The 22,970-nt window shown below is 72.2% G+C and carries 18 protein-coding genes, 3 tRNA genes and 1 pseudogene; 4 read left to right on the forward strand and 18 right to left on the reverse strand.

Annotation, left to right across the window (positions count from 1 at the left end):
• Positions 1-4: 4 nt before the first annotated feature.
• The 3 genes from CGQ25_RS09080 to CGQ25_RS09090 are packed head-to-tail and all read right to left on the reverse strand — an operon-like array spanning position 5 to position 4,272.
• A complete protein-coding gene (locus CGQ25_RS09080) occupies positions 5-2,248 on the reverse strand; it encodes an ATP-dependent DNA helicase RecG (protein ID WP_208713192.1) in 2,244 nt (747 codons plus the stop codon).
• On the reverse strand, positions 2,238-3,230 hold the full coding sequence (locus CGQ25_RS09085) for a DAK2 domain-containing protein (protein ID WP_208713004.1): 993 nt from the start codon (positions 3,228-3,230) through the stop codon (positions 2,238-2,240). The genes CGQ25_RS09080 and CGQ25_RS09085 overlap by 11 nt, the downstream gene beginning before the upstream one ends.
• 22 nt (positions 3,231-3,252) lie before the next feature.
• Entirely contained in the window at positions 3,253-4,272 is a 1,020-nt protein-coding gene (locus CGQ25_RS09090) for a thiamine-phosphate kinase (protein ID WP_255405215.1), read from the reverse strand.
• A 79-nt stretch (positions 4,273-4,351) separates the two neighbouring features.
• Here CGQ25_RS09090 and CGQ25_RS09095 point away from each other — a divergent pair, with 79 nt between their 5' ends.
• The gene (locus tag CGQ25_RS09095) at positions 4,352-4,855 is read left to right on the forward strand and encodes a DUF3515 domain-containing protein (protein ID WP_255405216.1); all 504 of its coding nucleotides are present in this window, start codon (positions 4,352-4,354) and stop codon (positions 4,853-4,855) included.
• Here the strand turns inward: CGQ25_RS09095 and CGQ25_RS09100 are convergent.
• The 6 genes and pseudogenes from CGQ25_RS09100 to leuC form a co-directional block, all read right to left on the reverse strand.
• Positions 4,852-5,970, reverse strand: a complete 1,119-nt coding sequence (locus tag CGQ25_RS09100; RefSeq protein WP_208709011.1) for a D-alanine--D-alanine ligase family protein — start codon at positions 5,968-5,970, stop codon at positions 4,852-4,854. The genes CGQ25_RS09095 and CGQ25_RS09100 overlap by 4 nt on opposite strands.
• A gap of 3 nt (positions 5,971-5,973) precedes the next feature.
• The gene (locus CGQ25_RS09105; RefSeq protein ID WP_208713006.1) at positions 5,974-6,972 is read right to left on the reverse strand and encodes an NAD(P)H-dependent glycerol-3-phosphate dehydrogenase; all 999 of its coding nucleotides are present in this window, start codon (positions 6,970-6,972) and stop codon (positions 5,974-5,976) included.
• A 62-nt stretch (positions 6,973-7,034) separates the two neighbouring features.
• Positions 7,035-7,796, reverse strand: a complete 762-nt coding sequence (locus CGQ25_RS09110; RefSeq protein WP_369802327.1) for a lysophospholipid acyltransferase family protein — start codon at positions 7,794-7,796, stop codon at positions 7,035-7,037.
• 86 nt (positions 7,797-7,882) lie between these two features.
• A pseudogene (gene murA / locus CGQ25_RS09115) lies at positions 7,883-9,188 on the reverse strand (UDP-N-acetylglucosamine 1-carboxyvinyltransferase).
• A 137-nt stretch (positions 9,189-9,325) separates the two neighbouring features.
• Positions 9,326-9,925, reverse strand: a complete 600-nt coding sequence (leuD, locus tag CGQ25_RS09120; protein ID WP_208709015.1) for a 3-isopropylmalate dehydratase small subunit — start codon at positions 9,923-9,925, stop codon at positions 9,326-9,328.
• 13 nt (positions 9,926-9,938) lie between these two features.
• Positions 9,939-11,366, reverse strand: a complete 1,428-nt coding sequence (leuC, locus tag CGQ25_RS09125) for a 3-isopropylmalate dehydratase large subunit (RefSeq protein WP_208709017.1) — start codon at positions 11,364-11,366, stop codon at positions 9,939-9,941.
• Between the two features lie 132 nt (positions 11,367-11,498).
• Here leuC and CGQ25_RS09130 point away from each other — a divergent pair, with 132 nt between their 5' ends.
• Together CGQ25_RS09130 and CGQ25_RS09135 are read left to right on the forward strand one after the other, a co-directional pair.
• On the forward strand, positions 11,499-12,218 hold the full coding sequence (locus CGQ25_RS09130) for an IclR family transcriptional regulator (RefSeq protein ID WP_208709018.1): 720 nt from the start codon (positions 11,499-11,501) through the stop codon (positions 12,216-12,218).
• A gap of 47 nt (positions 12,219-12,265) precedes the next feature.
• On the forward strand, positions 12,266-12,820 hold the full coding sequence (locus CGQ25_RS09135) for a DUF1697 domain-containing protein (RefSeq protein WP_208709020.1): 555 nt from the start codon (positions 12,266-12,268) through the stop codon (positions 12,818-12,820).
• Between the two features lie 12 nt (positions 12,821-12,832).
• Here the strand turns inward: CGQ25_RS09135 and CGQ25_RS09140 are convergent, their stop codons facing one another.
• From CGQ25_RS09140 to CGQ25_RS09160, 5 genes are all read right to left on the reverse strand, one after another.
• Positions 12,833-14,449 (reverse strand): GTPase, encoded by a 1,617-nt coding sequence (locus tag CGQ25_RS09140; RefSeq protein WP_208709022.1) that lies wholly within the window; start codon positions 14,447-14,449, stop codon positions 12,833-12,835.
• The gene (locus CGQ25_RS09145; protein WP_208709024.1) at positions 14,446-16,209 is read right to left on the reverse strand and encodes a dynamin family protein; all 1,764 of its coding nucleotides are present in this window, start codon (positions 16,207-16,209) and stop codon (positions 14,446-14,448) included. Before CGQ25_RS09145 ends, CGQ25_RS09140 begins: the two co-directional genes overlap by 4 nt.
• A 107-nt stretch (positions 16,210-16,316) precedes the next feature.
• A tRNA-Glu gene (locus CGQ25_RS09150) sits at positions 16,317-16,389 on the reverse strand.
• A gap of 88 nt (positions 16,390-16,477) precedes the next feature.
• Positions 16,478-16,550: transfer RNA gene (locus CGQ25_RS09155), tRNA-Glu, on the reverse strand.
• A 49-nt stretch (positions 16,551-16,599) separates the two neighbouring features.
• Positions 16,600-16,671, reverse strand: a tRNA-Gln gene (locus CGQ25_RS09160).
• Between the two features lie 286 nt (positions 16,672-16,957).
• Here CGQ25_RS09160 and CGQ25_RS09165 point away from each other — a divergent pair.
• Positions 16,958-18,520 carry a hypothetical protein gene (locus CGQ25_RS09165; RefSeq protein ID WP_208709026.1) on the forward strand — a complete coding sequence of 521 codons (1,563 nt, stop codon included), beginning with the start codon at positions 16,958-16,960 and terminating at the stop codon, positions 18,518-18,520.
• Positions 18,521-18,545: 25 nt separating this feature from the next.
• Here CGQ25_RS09165 and CGQ25_RS09170 read toward each other — a convergent pair whose 3' ends face one another.
• The 4 genes from CGQ25_RS09170 to CGQ25_RS09185 form a co-directional block, all read right to left on the reverse strand.
• Positions 18,546-19,286 (reverse strand): HAD family hydrolase, encoded by a 741-nt coding sequence (locus CGQ25_RS09170; RefSeq protein ID WP_255405767.1) that lies wholly within the window; start codon positions 19,284-19,286, stop codon positions 18,546-18,548.
• A 61-nt stretch (positions 19,287-19,347) separates the two neighbouring features.
• Positions 19,348-20,871 carry a glutamate--tRNA ligase gene (gene gltX, locus CGQ25_RS09175; protein ID WP_208709028.1) on the reverse strand — a complete coding sequence of 508 codons (1,524 nt, stop codon included), beginning with the start codon at positions 20,869-20,871 and terminating at the stop codon, positions 19,348-19,350.
• 51 nt (positions 20,872-20,922) lie between these two features.
• Entirely contained in the window at positions 20,923-21,699 is a 777-nt protein-coding gene (locus CGQ25_RS09180; RefSeq protein WP_208709030.1) for a fumarylacetoacetate hydrolase family protein, read from the reverse strand.
• Between the two features lie 87 nt (positions 21,700-21,786).
• On the reverse strand, positions 21,787-22,857 hold the full coding sequence (locus CGQ25_RS09185; RefSeq protein ID WP_208709032.1) for a M14 family zinc carboxypeptidase: 1,071 nt from the start codon (positions 22,855-22,857) through the stop codon (positions 21,787-21,789).
• Positions 22,858-22,970: the final 113 nt, after the last annotated feature.

Consider the following 22,970-nt stretch of genomic DNA (forward strand, 5'->3'; position numbering starts at 1 on the left):
TGCATCAGCCACGTTCGAGGAACACCTCCTTCTCAGGCTCGAGGTAGGCCTCGATGGCGTCGCGCAGCGGTGCGTGGCGTTCGAGGGAAGGGTCGTCCCCGACAATGGCGAGCGCGTCTCCGCGCGCCAGCTCGATCACCTCGGCGTCGCGCAGGACGCGCAGGAGGCGGAGGGTGGACCGGCGTCCAGACTGGGTGGCTCCCAGGATGTCGCCCTCGCGGCGGTGCTCGAGGTCCTTCTGCGCGAGGACGAATCCGTCGGTGCTGGAAGCGACCGCCTCGAGTCGCTCGCGGCTCGGGTGCCCGGGCTCAAGCGAGGTCACGAGGAGGCAGGTACCGGGGAACCCACCGCGGCCCACCCGGCCACGGAGCTGGTGGAGCTGGGCGATGCCGAACCGGTCGGCGTCGAGCACGACCATGAGGGTGGCGTTCGGCACGTCGACGCCAACCTCGACCACTGTGGTCGCGATGAGGAGGTCTGTGCGCCCGGCCGCGAAGGACTCCATCGCCGCCGCCTTGTCCCCGGCGTCGAGGCGGCCGTGCAGGATGCCCAGCCTGGTCCCGGACAGGGCCGGCTCCTGGGCCAGCTGCGCGGCCGCCGCGGCGACCGAGACCGCCGGCGGTGGCTCCCCCGCCGAGGCTGCGAGGGCAGAATCGCCCCACGTGGCCTGGTCGAGCGCGTCGAGGTCGCCCTCGTCCTCTCCCGCCTCGCCGATGGTCGGGCAGACGACGTAGACCTGCCGGCCGGCGTCGATCTCCTCGCGGGCCCGGGCCCAGATGCGGCGCTCCCACGCGGGGTTCTCGACCAGGCCGACGACGTGGGTCGCGATGGGCGCCCGGCCTGCCGGGAGCTCGCGCAGCACGGACGTCTCAAGGTCGCCGAAGACGGTCATCGCCACGGTGCGGGGAATGGGCGTCGCGGTCATGACGAGGAGGTGGGGGGTTGCGAGGCTCTTGGCGCGCAGCGCGTCGCGCTGCTCCACGCCGAAGCGGTGCTGCTCGTCCACGACGACGAGCCCCAGGTCGGCGAACTGGACCTGCTCGGACAGCAGCGCGTGGGTGCCCACCACGATCCCGGCCTGTCCGCTCGCTGCGGACAGGAGTGCGCGCTTGCGCTCCGCCGAGCTCTGACCGCCCGTGAGCAGGACGACCTCCACGCCGTCGGCGGCCCCCAGCATCCCGTCCCTCAGGAGGGGACCGAGGGTGCGCCGGATCGACTCGTGGTGCTGGGCGGCGAGCACCTCGGTGGGCGCAAGGAGCGCAGCCTGGCCCCCGTCGTCGACCACTTGGAGCATCGCCCGCAGCGCGACCACCGTCTTGCCCGAGCCCACTTCGCCCTGCAGCAGGCGGTTCATGGGGTGTGCGGCCGAGAGCTCGGCGGCGAGCTCCTCCCCCACCTCCCGCTGTCCTGCGGTGAGCTCGAACGGCAGCTGGGCGTCGAACGCGTCGAGGAGGCCGCCGCGCCGCGCGGGGCTCGGCCGGGAGGGCAGGAGCGCGTGCTGCGCACGGCGGCGCGCGAGTGCTGTCTGGAGCACGAGCGCCTCCTCGTACTGGAAGCGGCGGCGCGCCCGCGTGCACTCGTCCATGCTCGCCGGGGTGTGGATCATGCGGTACGCGTCGGCGATCCCCGGCAGCCGGCGGCGGCGGCGCAGCTCGTCGGGGAGGGGGTCGGCCAGCGCCTCGAGGTCGATCTGCCCCAGGAGCGTCGCGGTGGACTTGGCAATCTTCCAGCTCGGCAGCCTGGCGGTGGCCGGGTAGACCGGAATGGGGCGCTCGGCCAGCTCCTCGGCGCTGAGCCCGGCATCGTCCTCGTCGTCGAGGAGCACGTACTCGGGGTTGGTCAGCTGGAGGTTTCCGCGGTAGCGGCCCACGCGGCCCGAGAACATGGCCACCGTCCCCGGGACGAGCTGCCGGGACGCGGCGAAGCTGTTGAAGAAGGTGAGGCTGATCGTGTCGAGGCGGCCGTCATAGCCTCCCGGCGAGGATCCGTCGGTCACAAGGACCTCTGTGATGCTGCCCTTGCGCGTCGCCATCCGCCGGCTCTGGGCCTTCACGACCCGGGCCAGGAGGGTCACGTCCTCGTCGAGCGGCAACTGGGCGATCGGGGTGAGCTCCCCGCGCTGGGCATAGCGGCGCGGGAAGTAGTCGAGGAGGTCGCCCGCCGTCGTGAGCCCCAGCTGGTCCTTGAGCTTCCTGGCGGAGGGTGCTCCCAGCAGCCGCCCGAGGTCACGGTCGCGCTCAGCTGGCACGCGGCCCGCCCTCTGCCAGCCGGTCCGCCTCACGCCGGTCCGCTGCCGCCGGCTCCGGGGCGTGGAGCTCCGTGAACGCGACCCTTTCAGGCTCTCCCACGGATCGGATGAGGGCGAGGGCCTCGTCCGGGTCGGCGACATGGACGTGCACCCGCCAGCGGCAGACCCCCGAACCGTCGTCGAACGCGCCGACCGGGCTCATGATGACGGAGTCGCCGATCTCGTCCAGGCGCTGGCGCAAGCCGGCCGCGTCGAGCGGGCTCAGGGTCACGGTGCACATGAGCTCGACGCCCAGCGCCTCCGGCTGGTCGGCGTGGATGTGCGGGTCCTGGACGCGGAAGCCGTGCAGCGCTTCGAGGGTGTCTTCGGCGAGGCCCTCCCCGAGAACGGCGGAGCGCAGCGCGGCGAGGACAAGGAGGAGCCCGACACCGCCGGCGTCGACCACCCGGGCGCTCGTGAGCACGCCGAGCTGCGCCTCGGTGTCGACCACGGCGCCGAGGGCCGCCTCCACGACGGCGTCGAGCGCCGCCGCGAGCGCGTGGTTGCTGTCCGCGCCGGCTTCCGATGCTTCGGTCGAGGCGGCGCCCTCCGCGGCGGCCTCGAGGACCGAGAGCATGGTCCCGGAGACCGGCTCGCTCAGCGCCGACCACGCCCGGATCTGCGCCCGGTGGAGCGCGGTGGCGAGCAGCGGCCCGCTGAGCCTCGTATGTCCTTTGAGGGATGCGGCGAAGGCGTCGAGGAACACCGCGAAGAGCGTTCCGGAGTTGCCCCAGGCTTCCTCCATGGCAGCCTGCCCTGCCCCCCCGAGGAGCTCGCCCAGGTCCGTGCGCGGGTCCCCGGCCGCGGCGAGCGCCGCCGCCCTGACCGTGTGGTAGAGGTTGGTGCCCGTGTCGCCGTCGGCGACGGGGAAGATGTTGATCGCATTGAGGCGGTCGCTGTGGTTGGCGAGCACGGTCTCCGCATCCGCGAGCCAGCGGCGCATGGCCGTTGCGTTCGAGGCGATCTTAGCGTGCAAAGTGATCCCATCCGCTCGGTTGCACGGGGCGCCCGCCGATGGCGACCCCGCCGGTCCCGCCGTTCGCAGGCAGCACCGAGCCTATCGCAGCGAAGCCCTCCGGGAGCTGGGACGCGGCAGGGAATGCGGCGAGAAGGCCGTGGTCCTCCCCGCCGCCGAGGACCCACGTGAGCGGGTCCGCGCCCACCGCCGCCGCCGGCCCGGCCAGCCTGCCGGCATGCTCCTCCAGCGCCGCCGGGTCGAGGTCCAGCACGACGCCGCTCGCCCGCGCCATGCGGTCGCCGTCCTTGAGCAGGCCGTCGGAGAGGTCCATGAGCGCATGCGCTCCGGCCGCGGCGGCCGCCGGTCCCGCGCCGAGCGGCGGCCTGGGGCGGCAGTGCGCGGCCACGACGGCGGCGAGGTCCGGGCCAAGCGCCTCGTGTCCGGGCCCGTGCTCGAGGAGCGCAAGGCCGGCGGCGGCGTCGCCCACGCGGCCGGCGACCGCGAGCAGGTCCCCGACGCGGGCGCCCGAGCGCAGGACAGGGTCCCTGCCCTCGAGGCTTCCGAGCACGGTCACGGTCACGGACAGTTCGCCGCCGCGGCCGAGGTCTCCGCCCGCGACCGTGCACCCCGTGGCGCCCAGGGACCGGACGGCGTCGACGAGCCCGTCGGCGAGTCCCTCGACCCAGGCCGCCTCGGTGTCGTCGGGAAGGGTGAGGCTCACCACCATGGCGGTTGCGACGGCACCCATCGCGTTGATGTCGCTCAGGTTCTGGGCGGCGGCCTTCCACCCCACGTCCTGGCCCGAGCTGCGGTAGCCGGAGGGCCAGACGAGGCGGAAGTCCTGATCCTGGGTCTGGGTGTCCGTGCTCACGACCACGCGCCCGTCGGGGGCAGCGATGACCGCGGCGTCGTCGCCCGGGCCCAGGAGCGCGGAGCCCAGGACAGCGAGCCGGGGGAAGATCCTCGCCAGGAGCTCCGCCTCGCTCAGCTCGCGGACGCGGATCGTTCTCCTCTGGGTCTCGGTCACGCCCCCAGCCTAGTCCGGCGCCCGGCCGCCATCCCGGGCGGTACGCTGGATGGACCCCTCGAGTTCCGGATGGAGAAGCATGTCCGCACGCCGTCGCCCCGCACGCATGATCAGGCGCGCGGCCCCCGTCGCCCTCGTCGCCGCGGCGGCCCTCCTCGCGGGATGCTCCTCCCCCGTCTCCGTCCAGGCAGCGCCGGACGCCGCGAACCCCGCGTGCGCGCCCCTCATGCTCGCCCTTCCGGACACGCTCGGGGATGCGGCCCTACGCAAGACCACGAGCCAGGCGACCGCGGCGTGGGGCGACCCTTCCGCCGTCGTGCTCCGCTGCGGGGTCGCCTCGCCCGGGCCGACCACCGACCGCTGCGTGAGCGTCAACGGCGTCGACTGGGTCATCAAGGAGGGCGACAAGTACTACACCCTGACGACCTTCGGGCGCGAACCGGCGACTGAGCTCCTCCTGGACAATGACCGCATCAGCTCCGCGACCGTGCTCGCGAGCCTCTCCTCGGCGGTCTCGAAGGTCCCGGCCACGCGGCACTGCGTGGGCCAGGAGGACCTCGCGAGCCTGCCCGCGAAGGGCTAGCGCAGCCCGGTGGGGCGCGCCAGGGCGAGCTGGATGAGCTCGTCGATGAGCTCGGGGTAGGACATGCCCGTCGCAGCCCACATCTGCGGGTACATGCTGATGGGCGTGAATCCCGGCATCGTGTTGATCTCGTTGATGACGAACTCGCCCTCGGGCGTGTAGAAGAAGTCGACACGGCTCAGTCCCTCGGCCGCCACGGCGTCGAACGCCACGGCCGCGAGCTCGCGCACCCGGGCGATCGCCTCCTCGGGAAGGTCCGCCGGGCAGGAGAGCGCGGCGGCGTCGTCCTCGACGTACTTGGCCTCGAAGTCGTAGAAGGAGTGGCCGTCCTTCCGGACCGCGACCTCGCCGGGGAGGGAGGTCCGGGGCGCGTCGCAGCCCCGTCCCTCGAGGACGCCGCACTCGATCTCCCGGCCCACGATCCCGGCCTCGATGACGAGCCGCAGGTCATGGCGGCGCGCCTCCTCGATGGCGGCGTCGAGGCCCTCGGGACCCTCCACCCTCGAGATCCCCACCGAGGAGCCGGCCCGGCACGGCTTGACGAAGACCGGGTAGCCGAGGCGGCCGACGGCGTCGCGCACCGACTGCGGGTCTCGGCGCCACTGCCTGTCGGTCACCGCAACGTACGGGCCGACCGTGAGTCCGGCGGCCTCGAAGGCGACCTTCATGAAGTGCTTGTCCATGCCGACAGCCGAGGCGAGAACGCCCGCCCCGACGTACCGGACGTCGGCGAGCTCGAGGAGCCCCTGGACGGTCCCGTCCTCTCCGAATGCACCGTGGAGGAGGGGGAAGACGACATCGACATCCCCCAGCTCGCGGGGAACGCGGTTCGGCTCGGAGACCACGAGCCGCGGCCTGCCGCCTCCCTCCGCCAGCTGGACCGTGGCCTGGGCGGGCGACACCTCGGGTGCGTGCCCGGTGTTGAGCGCCCACTGGTGCCAGTCGCCGTCCGAGAGGACCCACTGGCCGCGGCGTGTGATGCCCACAGGCACGACCTCGTACTTGTCCGTGTCGATGGCGCCCATCACCCCAGCCGCGGTCACGCAGCTCACGGCGTGCTCACTCGAGCGCCCCCCGAAGAGCAGTGCGACGCGGATCTTCCTTGAGTCTGTCACTGTTCAGTCGCCTTCTGACTTGAGCTGCCGCGCGAGCAGCAGCGGTTCGAGCTGGTCCACGGGCAGCTTGCCCTTGAGCACCGCCACGACCGCGGCCGTGATGGGCATGTCCACGCCGTGCCGCTGCGCGAGCTCGTGCACGGCTGCCGCGGACTTGATGCCCTCGGCCACCTGGGTCATGCGGAGGCCGACCTCCTCGACGGTGAGTCCCCGTCCGAGCAGGGTGCCGGCGGTGTGGTTGCGGGAGAGCTTCGACGAGCACGTGGCCACGAGGTCCCCGAGGCCGGCGAGCCCGGCCATGGTCTGGGGGTCGCCGCCGAGCGCGACGGCGAGTCTGGTGGTCTCCGCCAGGCCGCGGGTGATGACGGTGGCCTTGGTGTTGTCGCCCATGCTCTTGCCCTCGCAGATCCCGACGGCGAGGGCGATGACGTTCTTGACGATCCCGCCAATCTCGACCCCCACGACGTCGGTGCTCATGTAGGGGCGGAAGTAGGGCGCGGTGCAGGCCTCGGCGATCCAGTGCGCGACCTGCGGGTCGGTGCAGGCGACCACGGACGCGGTCGGCTCGCACCGGGCGATCTCCAAGGCGAGGTTGGGACCCGAGAGCACCGCGATGCGCTCTGCCGGAATGGACGCGACGTCGGCGATGACCTCGCTCATGCGCTTGTCGGTGCCGATCTCCAGGCCCTTCATGAGGGACATGACGATGGCCCCGTCCGGGATGTGGCCGCGCCAGAGAAGCAGCTGGTCCCGGAGCGACTGTGCCGGAACCGCAAGCACGACGAGCTGGGCTCCGGCGAGGACCTCGGCCGGGTCGGTCGAGGCGCTGATGGAGTCTGGGAGCTCCATCGCGTCGAGGTACTTCGCGTTGCGGTGCGCGTTGATGTCTGCGACGACCTCGGGGCTCCGTCCCCAGACGCGGATTGTCCGGTCAGCACCGTGGCTCGCCGCGGCGTCCCCGAGGACTTTCGCGAAGGTGGTCCCCCAGCTGCCCGCGCCCATCACGGCGATGCGCCGCAGCGGGCCGCGGCCCTGTGGGTCCCCCGGCCCCGGGTGCGGTGCGCTCACGCGCTCCGCCCGGCGTCGTCGGGCGCTTCGGCCGGGCTGGCCTGACGGTTCGGCTGCCGCGCGGCCTTGGAACCGCGCTCGACGTCGCGGCCGTGCAGGCTCTGCTGGTGGGCGCTGGGGTCCCACCGCTCGGCCGGGGGCTCCTCGCCGCGCAGCTCGGCGAGGAGGGCCGTGATGGCGTCCATGATCCGGTCCGTGGCTTCGACGAGGGTCGTCTTGTCCATGGGCCGGTCCTGGAGGTCGCTCAGGTCCACCGGCTCGCCCACGAGGACGACGGCCTTCTTGCGCGGGAAGAGGTGGAAGCGCTTGGCGTACCGGGGGAAGACCTCGTGGTCGCCCCAGTGCGCGATCGGGACGACCGGTGCACCCGTCTTGAGCGCGAGCCGCGCTGCGCCGGTGTGGCCCTTCATCGGCCAGAGCGCGGGGTCCCTCGTCAGCGTCCCCTCGGGGTACACGATGATGGCCCCGCCCTCATCGATGACCTGGCGCGCCACCTCGAGGGACGTGCCCGCGCCTGCCCCGCCGCGCTCGACCGGGATCTGCTTGGTGCCGCGCATGATCTGCCCGAGCACGGGCGGCTTGAACAGGCCCGCCTTGGCGAGGAAATGCGGCGCACGGCCGTGGTTGTAGAGCATGTGCCCCACCGTGAGCGGGTCGATCTCCGTGCAGTGGTTGGGGCACGCGATGAAGCCGCCTCCGCCGGGAAGGTCCCGGAGCCTCTCGGTGCCGCGCCACTCCTTGGCCATCAGGAAGTTCATCAGCGGCCGCACGATGGTGGCTGCCACGGCGAACGCGAACCGCTCCCCCGCCGTCTCGCTCGTGCCCCTCTTCACGGGTCCCGCGCTCACCGGGCCTCCTCGAGGTCGAAGTCTGCGCCCAGCGCCGCGAGCTTGTCCGTGAAGTGCTCGTAGCCGCGCTTGATGACGTCGATGCCGGTCGCGCGGGAGACGCCCTCGGCGGCGAGGGCCGCGATGAGGTGGCTGAAGCCCCCGCGGAGGTCCGGGATGTCGAAGTCGGCCCCGTGCAGCCTGGTGGGGCCGGAGATCACGGCCGAATGGAGGAAGTTGCGCTGGCCGAACCGGCACGGGACACTGCCGAGGCACTCGCGGTGGACCTGGATGGTGGCCCCCATGCGGCGCAGCGCTTCGGTGAAGCCGAACCGGTTCTCGTACACCGTCTCGTGCCTGGGTGAGGGCGACGACGAGCGGCTGCTGCCAGTCGGTCATGAAGCCGGGGTGGACGTCGGTCTCGAGGACGAGCGGGGAGAGCTTGCCGCCGCGGTGGTAGAAGCGGATCCCGTCGTCCTCGATCGCGAGGCCGCCGCCGAGCTTCCGGAAGACGTTCAGGAACGTCATCATGTCCCTCTGGCTCGCGCCTTCGACGAAGATGTCGCCGCGGGTCGCGAGCGCCGCCGAGGCCCACGAGGCGGCCTCGTTGCGGTCCGGGAGGGCGCGGTGCCGGTATCCGCCGAGCTCGGGGACGCCCTCGATCCTGATCGTGCGGTCGGACTGGACGCTGATGAGCGCACCCATCTTCTGCAGCACCGCGATGAGGTCGATGACCTCGGGCTCGGTCGCCGCTCCGGAGAGCTCCGTGATCCCCTCGGCGCGGGCCGCACTCAGGAGGACCTGCTCGGTCGCGCCGACGCTCGGGTACGGGAGGGAGATCTTGGCGCCGCGCAGGCCGCGCGGCGCGGAGATGCTGATCCCGCCGGGGCGCTTGTCCACGACGGCGCCGAACTGCCGCAGGACGTTCAGGTGGTAGTCGATGGGCCGGTCCCCGATGCGGCACCCGCCGAGGTCCGGGATGAAGGCCTCGCCGATCGCGTGGATGAGCGGCCCGCAGAGCAGGATCGGGATGCGCGAGTCGCCGGCGTGGGCGTCGATGTCCGCCACGTGGGCCGTCTTGGCTTCCTTGGGGTCGAGTGTAAGGTCTCCGGAGACCTCGTCACGCTCCACCGACACGCCGTGCAGCTGCAGCAGGCTCGTGACGACCTCGACGTCCTTGATCTCCGGGACGTTCCGGAGCACGGACGGCTCGCTGCCCAGGAGGGCCGCCACCATGGCCTTGGGAACGAGGTTCTTCGCCCCGCGGACGGTGACCCTCCCCGAGAGGGGAACGCCGCCACGGATGGTCAGGACACTGCTCATCTGCACCTATTCCTCAATATGGCCCCCACAGCCTGCCTGCATCCCACGCCGGGCGGCGTCAGGACCCTGCTAAGCATAGAAGCTCGCGTCCGGCGAGGTGAAAACCGCCGGACGCGAGCCTCAGGTCAGCGCTCGGATCAGGTCCGGGCGGGCAGCGTGGTGGGCTTGAAGGACGGCCGGGCGGCCTCGTACGCGGCGATCTCATCCGCATGCTGGAGCGTGAGGCCGATGTCGTCCAGGCCCTCGAGGAGGCGCCAGCGCGTGTAGTCGTCGATCTCGAACGGTGCGACGAGGTTCCCGCAGCTGACGGTCTTCGACGTCAGGTCGACCGTGATCTGGGTCCCCGGGTGGTTCTCGAGCTCCTTCCAGATGAGCTCGATGTCGTCCTGGGCCACGACCGCGGCCAGGAGCCCCTGCTTGCCGGAGTTGCCGCGGAAGATGTCGGCGAACCGGGAGGACAGGACGACGCGGAACCCGTAGTCCTTGAGCGCCCAGACCGCGTGCTCGCGGGACGACCCGGTACCGAAGTCGGGGCCGGCCACGAGCACGGAGCCGGCATCGAACGGAGCCTGGTTGAGGATGAAGGAGTCATCCTTGCGCCAGTTGGCGAACAGGGCGTCCTCGAATCCGGTGCGCGTGATGCGCTTGAGGAACACGGCCGGGATGATCTGGTCCGTGTCCACGTTGCTCTGCCGCAGCGGGACGCCGATGCCGGTGTGGGTGGTGAACTTCTCCATGGCGGGGTCCTTCCTAGACGGCGGTGGTAGCGGGGACGGCGGCGAGGTCCGACGGCGACGACAGGGTCCCGCGGACCGCGGTCGCCGCGGCGACCACCGGCGAGACGAGGTGCGTCCGGCCGCCCTTGCCCTGGCGGCCCTCGAAGTTGCGGTTCGACGTCGAGGCGCACCGCTCGCCCGGGGCCAGCTGGTCCGGGTTCATGCCCAGGCACATGGAGCACCCGGCAAAGCGCCATTCGGCGCCGAACTCGGTGAAGACCTTGTCCAGCCCCTCGGCCTCGGCCTCGAGGCGGACGCGGGCGGACCCGGGCACCACCATCATGCGCACGTTCGGATCCTTGGTCCGGCCGCGGACGATCTCCGCGGCCGCGCGCAGGTCCTCGAGGCGGGAGTTCGTGCAGGACCCGAGGAAGACCGTGTCGACGCGGATGTCCTTCATCGGCGTGCCGGCGGCGAGGCCCATGTAGTCGAGGGCGCGGCGCGCAGCGGCCTTGGCGTTCTCGTCGGCGAAGTCATCCGGGTTCGGCACCGCCTGGGAGAGCGACACGCCCTGGCCGGGGTTGGTGCCCCACGTGACGAACGGCTCGAGCTCGTCGGCGTCGAGGAAGACCTCGGCGTCGAACACCGCGTCGTCGTCGGTGCGGAGCGTGTTCCAGTACTCGACCGCCGCGTCCCACTCGGCGCCCTCGGGTGCGTGGGGGCGGCCCTTCATGAACTCGTACGTGGTCTCGTCCGGGGCGACCATGCCGGCGCGTGCGCCAGCCTCGATCGACATGTTGCAGATGGTCATGCGCGCTTCCATGGAGAGCGCGCGGATCGCGGACCCGCGGTACTCCAGGACGTAGCCCTGCCCGCCGCCGGTGCCGATCTTGGCGATCACGGCGAGGATGATGTCCTTGCTGCTCACGCCGGGCTTGAGGGTGCCCTCGACCGTGACGGCCATCGTCTTGAACGGCTTGAGCGGCAGGGTCTGCGTCGCCATGACGTGCTCGACCTCGGACGTGCCGATGCCCATCGCAAGGGCGCCGAAGGCGCCGTGGGTGGAGGTGTGGGAGTCGCCGCAGACGATGGTCAGTCCGGGCTGGGTCAGCCCCAGCTGCGGGCCCACGACGTGGACGATGCCCTGCTCCTTGTCGCCCAGGGAGTGGAGGCGCACGCCGAACTCCCTGCAGTTCGTCCGCAGCGTCTCGATCTGGGTCCGGCTCGTCGGGTCCGCGATCGGCTTGTCGATGTCGATCGTCGGCGTGTTGTGGTCCTCCGTGGCGATCGTGAGGTCAGGCCGGCGCAGCGGGCGTCCGGCGAGGCGGAGCCCCTCGAAGGCCTGCGGCGACGTGACCTCGTGGACGAGGTGGAGGTCGATGTAGAGGAGGTCGGGCTGGCCGTCCTCGCCCTTGCGCACCACGTGCGCGTCCCAGACCTTCTCGGCCAGTGTGCGTCCCACGGCCCAGCTCCCTTCGGCAGTCGCCCTCACGGCGGCCTGGAGGGCCGCCTGTCCTACAAGTGGACCAGCCCTCCGCACGGGGGGCCACTCCGCTGACTTGCATCTCAGATAATGAGACGCCAATATCAACCTATGGACAATTCTAGCGGTGTCGGAGTGATCGACAAGGCCGCGCTCGTTCTCGACGCCCTCGAGGCCGGCCCGACGACCCTGGCCCAGCTCGTGGCCGCGACCGGCCTCGCACGCCCCACGGTCCATCGGCTCGCGCTTGCGCTGGTCCACCACCGTCTCGTGAGCCGCGACATCCAGGGTCGGTTCGTCCTCGGCTCCCGCCTCGTCGAGCTGGCCTCGGCGGCGGGCGAGGACAGGCTCATTGCGGCGGCCGGACCGATCCTCGTCCAGCTCCGGGACGCGACAGGCGAGAGCGCGCAGATCTTCCGCCGCCAGGGAGACTGGCGCGTGTGCGTGGCCTCGGCCGAGCGCCCGGTCGGCCTGCGGGACACCATCCCCGTCGGGACCCAGCTGAGCATGAAGGCCGGCTCGGCGGCGCAGGTCCTCGTCGCCTGGGAGGACCACGACCGGCTCCTCGAGGGCCTCAACCAGGCACGCTTCACCCCCACCGTCCTCGCGGGCGTGCGACGGCGCGGCTGGGCCCAGTCGCTCGGCGAACGCGAGCCGGGGGTCGCCTCGGTCTCCGCACCGGTCCGCGGCCCCTCGGGACGGGTCATCGCGGCCGTGTCCATCTCCGGGCCCATTGAGCGCTTGACCCGCCAGCCGGGCCGCCAGCATGCTGAGGTGGTCTGCAACGCCGGACGGCTCCTGACCGAGGCCCTGCGCAAGGGCAACGACTGACCGCGCCCGAGCGCAGCGGACCTGCCGGCTCGAGCCAGAGGAGTGCCATGTCCGTCAGGAGCGAGTACGCCGTCTTCCTGCGGGGCGTGAACGTCGGGGGCATCACCGTCAAGATGGCGGCGCTGCGCGAGGCGCTCTCGGCGCTCCCCGTCGAGGGTGTCACCACTCTGCTCGCGAGCGGGAACGTGGTCCTCGCCACCCGCCTCGGCGTGAAGGAGCTCAAGAGCCGCGTCGAGCAGGCGCTCAGGGACGCGTTCGGCTACGACGCGTGGGTCATCGTCCTGGACCGCGACGACGTGAGGTCGCTCATCGACGCCTGCCCCTACCCGGCCGACGATGCCTCAACCCACTCCTACATCACGCTGTCCTCCGACCCGGCGGCACTCGACGAGCTGTGGGACGCCACGGCCGGGGACGGGACAGACGAGCGCGCGCGGCTCTCTCCCGTCGCGACGGCGTGGCGCTGCCCGAAGGGCTCGACACTCGACTCGCCGATGTCCAAGGCCACCGCCAAGCCGAAGTTCAAGGCCACCACGACGACGCGGAACCTGCGCACGCTCCTGAAGGTCCAGGCCGCCTTCCCTCCGGAGCCCGCGGCCTGAGACGCCCCCTGGTCAGCCGCGGGCGTCCTCGAGCGCGGAGACGAACCGCGCGTGACGGCCGATCGCCTCGCGCACCGGATCGACGACCTCTCGCTGCGCGACGCTCCGCACGGCCTCGGTGAGCCTGCGGCGGGCCTTCGCCGCGCGCCGTCGTGCGCTCAGCGCTGCGAACGGCGCGAGGAGCACCGACAGGGCGAGGCCCGTCACGATGCCCGCGACGATCAGCAGCGTCGGCACCGGCCACCCCTCCACGCGCGGGGTCTCCGGCACGGGCAGCTGGAGGAATCCGAGGCCCGCGAGGGCGCCCAGCCACACGAGGCCTCCGACCGCCGTGACGAGGGCGAGCCATTGCACAGCGTTCGCCAGGCCCCACCACCAGGCGCGGCGCCTGGCGCCGAGGTCGGTGCCTGCGACGGCGAGGTCGAGCGCGTCGGAGAGCCTGTCCCGGCCCTCCCGGGCCGCCGAGCGGATGAGCGCGCGCCACGGCCCCGGCGCGCCCTCGCTCGCGGCGTCGGCGAAACCCCGGACGGCGGCGTCCGTGCGGGCCCGTTCGGCTGGCGAGGGCGGGGGCAGCGACGTGCGGCTGGCGCTCGGCGTGCCTCCTGTCCTGGTCAGGCCGAGCCGTGCGAGCGGGTCCCGGCCGACCTTCCGTACCCACCGGATGAGGGGCCAGCCGGTGCGGGCGGCGGCCTCACGGCGGGTGTGGACGCGCACGGCCTCCACGACGAGCGGAACGTTCGCCGCCGCGCTGAGCTGGTCCGCGAGGCGCCTCACGGAGCCGGGGGATGCGCCCGCGGGCGTCCCGTCGCCGGAGGCCGCCGCGAGCGTGCGCGCGGCGGCGGTGACCTCGGCCGCAAGCCGGGCGGCGGCAGCCTGGTTTCCGGCCGCCACGCGCCTGACCGCGCCCCGGACAGCGCCGACGCCGTGGCCCGTGAGGGCGGACGCGGGAACGATGTCCACGCCCTCGAGCCCCTCCGCGTCGAGCAGCGAGCGGAGGGAGGCGAGCACGTCGGGGAGATCCTCGGCGCCGAGGCGGTCCGTCTGGTTCAGGACCGCGAGCGTGACTGCGTCGCGGCCCGCCAGCGGAGCGAGGAATCCCGCGTGCAGCGCGTCGTCGGCGTACTTCTGGGGGTCGAGGACCCACACGAGGACGTCGACCATGCCCACGAGCCGCTCGACCGTCTCGCGGTGCTCCCGGACCGTCGAGTCGAAGTCCGGCAGGTCGAGCAGGATGATCCCGCTCCGCTCGTCCGCGAAGCCCTCGACGGGAGGGGCGAGGTGACGGCGCGCCACGCCGAGCCAGTCGAGCAGCGGCCCGCTCCCCTCGGCGCCCCAGACCGCGGCGAGCGGCTCGTCGGTCGTGGGACGGGTGGCGGCGGCCGTCGCGATCCGCTCGCCGAGCACGGCGTTGAAGAGGGAGGACTTCCCGCTGCCGGTCGCCCCGAAGAATCCCACGACCGTGTGCTCGCGGGAGAGCGAGCGGCGCGACGCTGCCCGGTCCAGGACCCCGTAGACCGCGGAGAGGGCCTCGGCCGGGAGGACGCCCTCGGCGAGCTCGCGCGCTTCGTTGAGGGCCTCGAGCCGGTCGTCGAGGCGGGACGAGCGGCGCTGGCCGCGGTGGCGGCTCACGCGGCCCCGCCGAGACGGGCCAGCCCGCCCGCCGCGGACCGCAGGCCTCCGGCGGCGCTGGCATCGCGTGCCGAGTCCAGGCGGGCATCGAATCGCCCACGCTCCTCGGCGAGCAGCCGCTCGCAGCGCGCGGCCAGATCAGCGCGGGCCGCCTTGGCCAGGCGTCGGACGGCGTCTTCCCCGAACACTGCCTCGAGGACCTTCTGGCCCACGAGGGCCGTCCCAGCCGCAATCCCGCCCTCTGCCAGGGACAGGCCGCCGGTCATCGAGAACACGACGACCATGAGGGCCGCGCCCAGTCCGTTGATGCCGAACGACAGCCAGCGTGCCCGGCTGCGCTTCTGGGCGCCCTCGCGGCGGATGAGCTCGAGCAGCGCCCCCTGCCATGCGCGGACCTCCTCCGCCGCGCGGTCGGCGAAGCCCGTCGAGGCCGCGGAGAGGTCGTCGCGGCCGAGCAGGGCGCGGCCGGCCGGGTCGGAGCGCCAGCGCCGGTCCGTGTCCTCCGCCGCCGTGCCTGCCTCGTCGACGATGACCGCGAGCAGCCCGCTCTCAATGGCGGTTTCGACCCGGGCGACCGGCGCGGGCTCGCCGCGGAGGAACGCTCCGATCCGGTCCCGCGCCCGCCCGATCCCCTGCTCGATCCCACGCACAAGCTCTCCCGTTCCCACGAAGTCCTGCCACCGCGCCAGCACCTCGCCGCGCAGGAGCGCGCCGTCCTGCGTCGCCAAGGCGATGCGTGCGAGGGCCTGGCCGTAGGCGGCCGCGGCGTCGGACGCGAGCTGCCGCGCGGCGTCGTCCTGGGCGTCGACTGCGGCTGCGACGGACTCCACCCGCGACGCGAGTGCCCGCACCGCGCCGTGCAACGTGCGTCGGGCCACGGCGGAGCGCTGGGCCGCGTCTTCGGCGAGGCCCTCGAGCCAGGCCCTGATCGGCGCCGTGGCCCCGGCGGGCAGCATGCCGAGGCCGTCGAGGCGGGCTTCGGGCACGACGAAGAGGCGCGCGTCGCCGAGGCCCCGGCGGCCCAGCATGCCGAGAAGGTCGGCGGACACCTCCTGCTCGGCCTCCGGAGGCACGCGGTCTAGCACGACGGCGACGAGGATGTCCCGTTGGGCCGCCTCGGCAAGGATCCGCCAGGGGACGGCATCGGCGTACCGGTTGGCGGTCGTGACGAAGAGCCACAGGTCGGCGGCGGAGAGGAGCTGGCCGGCCAGGCGGCGGTTGTCGTCGGCGACGGAGTCGACGTCCGGTGCGTCGAGCAGCGCCAGGCCCTGCGGGACGGAGTCTTCGGACAGCAGGACGATCGAGCCTGCATCCGCGGAGTCCGGCGAGGGTCCGGCGGCCCGCGCGGGCACACCGGGCCCCGTCCGGCTTCCCCGGATGCGTGCGAGCCCGGGCAGGATGCGCGTGTCTTCGAACCAGCGCGCGTCCTCGGGGTGGTGCAGGAGCATCGGCCGGCGGGTGGTGGGGCGGACGGCGCCCACGCGGGTCACGGGGTGGCCCACGAGCGCGTTGACGAGCGTGGACTTGCCGGCGCCCGTCGAGCCGCCGACGACGGCAAGCAGCGGTGCGTCGAGGCTTCGGTAGCGCGGCAGGATGTAGTCGTCGAGCTGGGCGACGGCTGCCGCGGCATCGGCGCGAGCGTCCGCGGCCCCGGCGATCGCGAGGGGGAGGCGGAGGGCCGCGAGGCGGTCTCTCACGTCCGCGAGGAGACCGAGCGCGTCTGCGGGCGGAAGGCCTCCTGATGGGATCTGAGAGCTCACGCCCCCATCATGCCAGCAGGCTCCCTCGCCGGCCCGGCGGCCGACACGCCGCGGGAGCAGCCGGGACAGCAGAAGGGCCCGGTCCGAGGACCGGGCCCTTCTCGAGGTGACCCCAGCGGGATTCGAACCCGCGTTACCGCCGTGAGAGGGCGGCGTACTAGGCCGCTATACGATGGGGCCTCGCCTTTTCTCCCCTGAGGGAGGATTTCCGCCTTCCCGCAAGGGAGGGCAAGAAGAAGGAATTCGGGCATCCGCCTGAATTCCTTCGTGACCCCAGCGGGATTCGAACCCGCGTTACCGCCGTGAGAGGGCGGCGTACTAGGCCGCTATACGATGGGGCCGTGTACTTTACCTGACCGTCAGACCGCGTTTTCCCGCGGTCATCAGGAGCTGGGATACCAGGACTCGAACCTAGAATGACGGTACCAGAAACCGTAGTGTTGCCAATTACACCATATCCCATTGTCTTCGGCGGCTCCGGCCGGCCCGTGCGCTTTTCCGCACCGTTCCGTTCCGTGCCCCTCAGCACGAGTAATTACTCTACCGGATGCTCCCGCCCTCTTCAAATCGGCCCCGCCCGCGCCGAGGCTCCACCTCGGCGGGATCCCGATCGGGCCCGGACACCCCCTTGCGCGTGTGATCCCCGTCATGTTTAGACTCGGGAAGTTACTCGTTGGTAACTTCCCCACGGACTGCCCTCCCCCATAGCGGCAACGTTGCCGCGACACGTCGAGAGGATCCCTTGCCCATGCTCAGCACGCTCGTCCGACCGAAGCCAGCCGGCGCCCGCGCATCGGCCGCCACCCTCCCCCGCGGCCGCAGGATCGCCATACTGATCCTCGCGTTCCTGCTCGCGGCCTTCCTCGTCTTCTACACCCTCCTGACGGCCAGGCTCGCCGACGGCGCCGCCCAGCTCCGGGACGGCGCAGCACGTGCCAGTGACGGGGCCGCCCAGCTCGCAGACGGCTCCAGCAGAGCCGCGGCGGGATCCTCGAAGCTCGCCGACGGCGCCGGGAAGCTGGACGACGGCGCCCAGCAGGCGAAGACCGGGGCGGCTGCGCTCAGCGGCGGGGCAGTCCAGCTCCGCGACGGGATCCGCGAGAAGCTCGCACCCGGCACCCAGCAGCTCGCGGACGGCGCCCAGCGGCTGCTCGCGGGGACCGGCAAGGTCGAAGCGGACGTGACGGCCAAGCTGGCCCCCGGCGTCTACAAGGTCGACGACGGAGCCCATAAGCTCCGCGACGGAGCCTCGGCCCTCGCCGCCGCCCTCACCCCCACCGCGTCGGGCACCGCGCCGAACAACCTTGCCGACGGCGCCGGCCAGCTCGCCGCCGGGTCCGCCCAGCTCGCCAACGGCACAGCCCAGCTGGACGACGGCAGCGCGAAACTTGCCGACGGCGCCGCCAAGGTGGCTGCCGGGACCACCCAGCTCAAGGGCTATCCCGGCGCCAACGGCGACGCGGCCCAGGGCAGCGGCACGGCCGCACTTGCCCAGGGCCTGCAGCAGCTCCTCGACGCGGCCAACGGCCCGCAGGGGCTCGTGCCGCTTGCCCTGCTGAAGGACAAGATCGCCGCCCTGGCCAGCGGTGCCGCACGCCTCGACGCAGGCGCCGGGCAGCTGCAGGCCGGAGCGGGCCAGGTCAGCGCCGGTGCCGCCCAGCTGCACGACGGCGCCGACCGGCTCAACGCAGGGGCCGGGCAGCTGAGTGCCGGAGCCAAGCGGCTCTCGGACGGCTTCGTCATCCTCGACGGCAAGCTCAACGGCCGGGACCCGAGCGCTCCCGGCCTCGTCATGGGGACCGAGCTCCTCGCCTCGGGCACCTCCGCCATCGTGGTCGGGATGGACGGCGTCCCCGGCGACCCCGAGCACCCCGGACTCCTCAAGGCCGCGACCTCGCTGCGCGAGGGCAGCCAGGCCCTCGCCACCGGCGCAGGGCAGCTCAACGACGGCGTCACCGGCGGAGCAGACCCGGCGAACGGCCTCCTCGGCGGAGCATCCAGGCTTGCCGACGGCGCCGGCCAGCTCTCCGACGGCAACACCGCGATCGCGACCGGGACCCATCAGGTGGCCTCGGGGGCGGACCAGCTCGCCGACGGGACGCAGCAGCTCGCCGACGGGTCCGGCCAGCTCGCCGACGGCAACCGGCGCCTCGCCGACGGGACAGTGCAGCTGCACGACGGCGTCGCGGGGGTCTCGCCGACGGGCGACGGCGCACCGGCGGCGCTGGCGACCGTCGGGGCACTCGTCGTGCTCGGCGTCGCCGCGGCCCTGATCGGGCGGCAGGCACGGCGCAAGGCCGCGCTCGCCTGAGCTGCCGATCGCCGGGCGGTGCCTGTCAGGAGCGGATGAGCGCGGGGATCTCGGACAGGCTCGCCACCTGCACGGGCACCGCCGCGGCGGCCTCGGCGTCGAGGGTCGCCGACCGCCGGTTCAGCCAAATGCCACGAAGCCCTGCTCCGGCCGCGCCGACCACATCGTGGGCGGGGTTGTCGCCCACGTAGACCGTCTCCTCGGCCGCGGTGCCGAGCCGCCGCAGCCCCTCGTGGAAGATCGCCGGGTCCGGCTTGGCCACCCCGACTGCGTCGATGCCCACGAGGATCCGGATCCGTTCCAGCCCGGCGGTGTCGAGCTTGGCCCGCTGGTAGTCGTGGACGTTGTTGCTCACCGCGCCGTAGGCGATGCCAGCGGCCTCGAGCGCGTCGAGGAACGGGTGGACGTCGTCGAACGCCCGGACGTAGGCCGGCTGCGCGGTCTCGTAGGCCTCGAGCCAGGACGCGGCCTGGGCGCCGGAGGCGAACGCCGCGCCGAAGTGGGCAAGGCACCGTTCGGCGCGCAGGACCCGCTGTTGGGCGAACGTGATCTCACCGGCGATGTAGCGGTCGTAGATGTCATCCGAGCCCCGCGTGAAGATGCGGCAGAACGTGAGCCACTCGTGCTCGCCGAGGTGGGGAAGGAGCGGCCCGCTGACCTCGCGCAGCGCGCGGTCCATGGCACCCTCGAGGTCCACGACCGTCTCGTCGATGTCCAGCAGGACGCCCCGCACCCGGGGCGTCTCCCCTGCGGCTGGCGGGTGCACGACGGCGGGCGCGTGCGCGCCGTCGTGCGTCGCCTCCGCGGTGGTGCCTGGAGCCGCGGTCTCAGCCACGGAAGGCCTTGATCCGCGCGAGCGAGGACTCCTTGCCGAGGATGACCATCGATTCGAACAGCGGCGGTGAGATGCGCCGGCCGGAGACGGCGGTGCGGACCGGGCCGAAGGCCAAGCGCGGCTTGATCCCGAGTCCGTCGACCAGCGCGGTGCGGAGGGCGGACTGGATGGCCTCGGCGGTCCAGTCATCGAGCGGCTCGAGGGCGGCGAGGGCTGCGTCGAGCACCTCGGCGAGGTTCTCCGGCATGCCCTTGCGCGCGTCGTCGGCGATCTCGATGGCCGAGTCCTCGGCGAAGAGGAAGCCGAGCATCTCGGGGGCCTCGCCGAGGAGGGTGATGCGCTCCTGGACGAGCGGCGCGGCCTCGGTGAGGATCTCCTCCTGGCGCTCCGTCAGCGAGTCCCCCACGATGCCCGCCGCACGCAGGTACGGCACGAGCCGGCCGCGGAAGTCTGCCGCCTCGAGCATGCGCACGTGCGTGCCGTTGATCGCCTCGGCCTTCTTGACGTCGAAGCGCGCCGGGTTGGGCAGCACATCGGCGATGTCGAAGTGCTCGGTCAGCTGGTCGACAGTGAAGATGTCCTCGTCCGCGGAGAGCGACCAGCCCAGCAGCGCGAGGTAGTTCAGGAGGCCTTCGGGGATGAAGCCGCGGTCCCGGTGGTGGAACAGGTTGGACTGCGGATCCCGCTTGGAGAGCTTCTTGTTGCCCTCGCCCATGACGTACGGGAGGTGGCCGAACAGCGGCATGTAGCTCGCGACCCCGACGGCGTGCAGCGCGTAGTAGAGCGCGACCTGGCGCGGGGTCGAGGACAGGAGGTCCTCGCCGCGGAGCACGTGGGTGATGCCCATGAGCGCGTCGTCGACCGGGTTCACGAGCGTGTACAGCGGCGAGCCGTCCGCACGCACCACCACGAAGTCCGGGACAGAGCCCGCCCTGAACGTGATCTCGCCGCGGATGAGGTCGTTGAACACGACGTCCTCCGCGGGCATGCGGAAGCGCAGCACGGGCTCGCGGCCCTCCGCGCGGAACGCGGCCTTCTGCTCGTCCGTGAGGTCGCGGTCGTAGTTGTCGTAGCCGAGCTTGGGGTCCCGGCCCGCCTCGCGGTGGCGCGCCTCGATCTCCTCAGGAGTCGAGAACGACTCGTAGAGGAAGCCCGCGTTCTTGAGCTTGGCGGCGACGTCCTTGTAGAGCTCGAGCCTGCGGGACTGGCGGTACGGCTCGTGCGGGCCGCCGACGTCGATGCCCTCGTCCCAGGCGAGGCCGAGCCAGCGCAGGGCCTCGACGATCTGCTCGTAGCTCTCCTCCGTGTCGCGCTGCGCGTCCGTGTCCTCGATGCGGAACACGAACGTGCCGCCGGTGTGGCGCGCGTAGGCCCAGTTGAAGAGGGCCGTGCGCACCATGCCAACGTGTGGGGTGCCGGTCGGGGACGGGCAGAAGCGCACGCGCACAGGCGTGTCGGGCGTGACGGACGGGATGGAGGCGGGGTCGAGCAGGGGCTCAGCGGGCGAGGAAGTCATAGTGCCCCCATTCTAGGGCGCCGCCCGCCGGCCCTTACGAGCGAGCGGGCCCTAACGCCGCACGATCGGGTTCGAGAGCGCGCCGATGCCCTCGATCTCGACCTCGATGCGGTCTCCCTCGGACACGAGGCCGACGCCGGCGGGCGTCCCCGTCATGATCACGTCCCCGGGCAGGAGGGTGAAGGCGGACGACACCGCCGCGACGAGCTCGTTGACGCCGAAGACCATGTCCGCCGTCGTGCCGTCCTGCTTCGTCTCGCCGTTGACCCGCGTGGTGAGCCGGAGGTCCTCGACGTCCAGGTCCGTCTCGATCCACGGGCCGAGCGGCTTGGAGGTGTCGAACGACTTCGCGCGCGCCCACTGCAGGTCGGTGCGCTGCTTGTCGCGGGCGGTGAAGTCGTTGCCGACCGTGTAGCCGAAGACCACGTCGCCGGCCTTCTCCGCGGGGACGTCCTTGCAGATGCGGCCGATCACGACGCAGAGCTCGCCCTCGAAGGAGACCTCCTCGCTCCACTCGGGCAGCACCACCGGGTCGCCCGGGCCGACAACCGCAGTGTTGGCGACGAGGAACATGGAGGGCTCGGTGGGCAGGTCGTTGCCGAGCTCCTTCGCGTGGTCCGCGTAGTTCCGGCCGATCCCGACCACCTTGCTGCGGGGGATGATGGGGGCGAGGAGGCGGACGTCCTCGAGCGGGTGCGTGACCCCGGTGGGCTCGACGCCGGAGAAGAACGGGTCGCCCTTGATGGCGGCGACCGTCTCATGGCCGGGCTCCCCCTGGACCACTCCGTAGAAGGGTTCCGAATCGACAACACAACGGGCAATGCGCATGGCGTTCACCCTACCGCGGCCGCACGGCGCACGACGCCGCGGGCCCACCTGGGGCGGGCGCGCGGCGTCGTGCGTGTGGGCGCCGGTCTACTCGTCGGCCTCTTCGCCGGGGCGGCTGGTCTGCTCGGGCAGCGAGTCCCAGAACGACGTGTCGGCCGTGGCGACCGACCCGTCCCCGACCGCTCGGGCCGTGGAGGTCAGCGTGAGCACGGTCTGCTGGATGAGGTAGCCGTTGCTCTTCTGCCCGAGGGCGTACGAGTCGATGTAGTGGTCCGACATGCCGCGCATCTCGAACAGGAGCGTGGAGATCCCGTACTGCGCTGCCGCCCCGTTGCGCCCGATCCGGTCCTCGGACCCGCCCACGTACTTGCCCAGGTTCCCCCAGCCCTTCGAGCTGATGGCACCGTAGACGACCGAGCCGAGCTGCTTGGACCGCTCGACGACGGCAGGGTCCACGCTCGGGGAGGTCGGGTAGAGGATCGAGCCGGAGACCAGCTTGCCGTCGATCTCGCTCTGGGTGCCCTGGTGGTGGAGGTCGATCATGTACTGGATCGGGTACTTGGACAGGACGTTCTCGTGCAGTGCCCTCGTCTCCGGCTGGGCCTTGGCCACGTGGTCGCGGTTGAGGTCGGTGCCGACGGCGTTGTAGCGCGTGAGGTGCCGCCCGCCGTCAGCCACGTAGTCGGTGAGCGGGAAGTCTACGTCTCCCATCGCCCCGTCCGCGTTGAGCATCGGCACGACGAGGATGTTCACCCTGTCCAGGATGCCCTTGGTGCTCGCCGTGCCGAGGCTCCTGATGAACGCGAGCGCGCCCTCCGTGGTGAGCTGCTCGTTGCCGTGCTGCTGCGTGAGGTACAGGATGGTCGGGTTGTCGGGGTTCGAGATGTACTTCACGAGGTGGATGTCCCGCCCCTTGACGGTCTGCCCGATGACCTCGAGCTCCATGGCAGGCTGCTTCGCGGCCTGCGCCTTGAGCTCGGCGACCATGGACTCATAGGTGTGCAGGATCGAGGTCTGGGTCGAACCGTTCCCCGGGTTGGGCCCTTCTCCAACCGCAAAGGCGCCGGTCCCCATGGCGCCGATGCTTCCGACCGCGAGGAGCCCTGCGAGGACTGCTGCGGAGAGCGTTCGTGTGGTGCGAGTGGTGTTCAGGTGCATGGTGCTGTGCTGCCTTCCTGGCGGCGTCGCTGCCGCCCGTGGGGCATCCATCGGCGGATGCGCGTGACATCTGTCACGCTACCAGTCATGCGTGTGACATGAAGCGAATCCTG

It is taken from the genome of Sinomonas sp. R1AF57, from assembly GCF_002224485.1.
GTDB lineage: Bacteria > Actinomycetota > Actinomycetes > Actinomycetales > Micrococcaceae > Sinomonas > Sinomonas flava.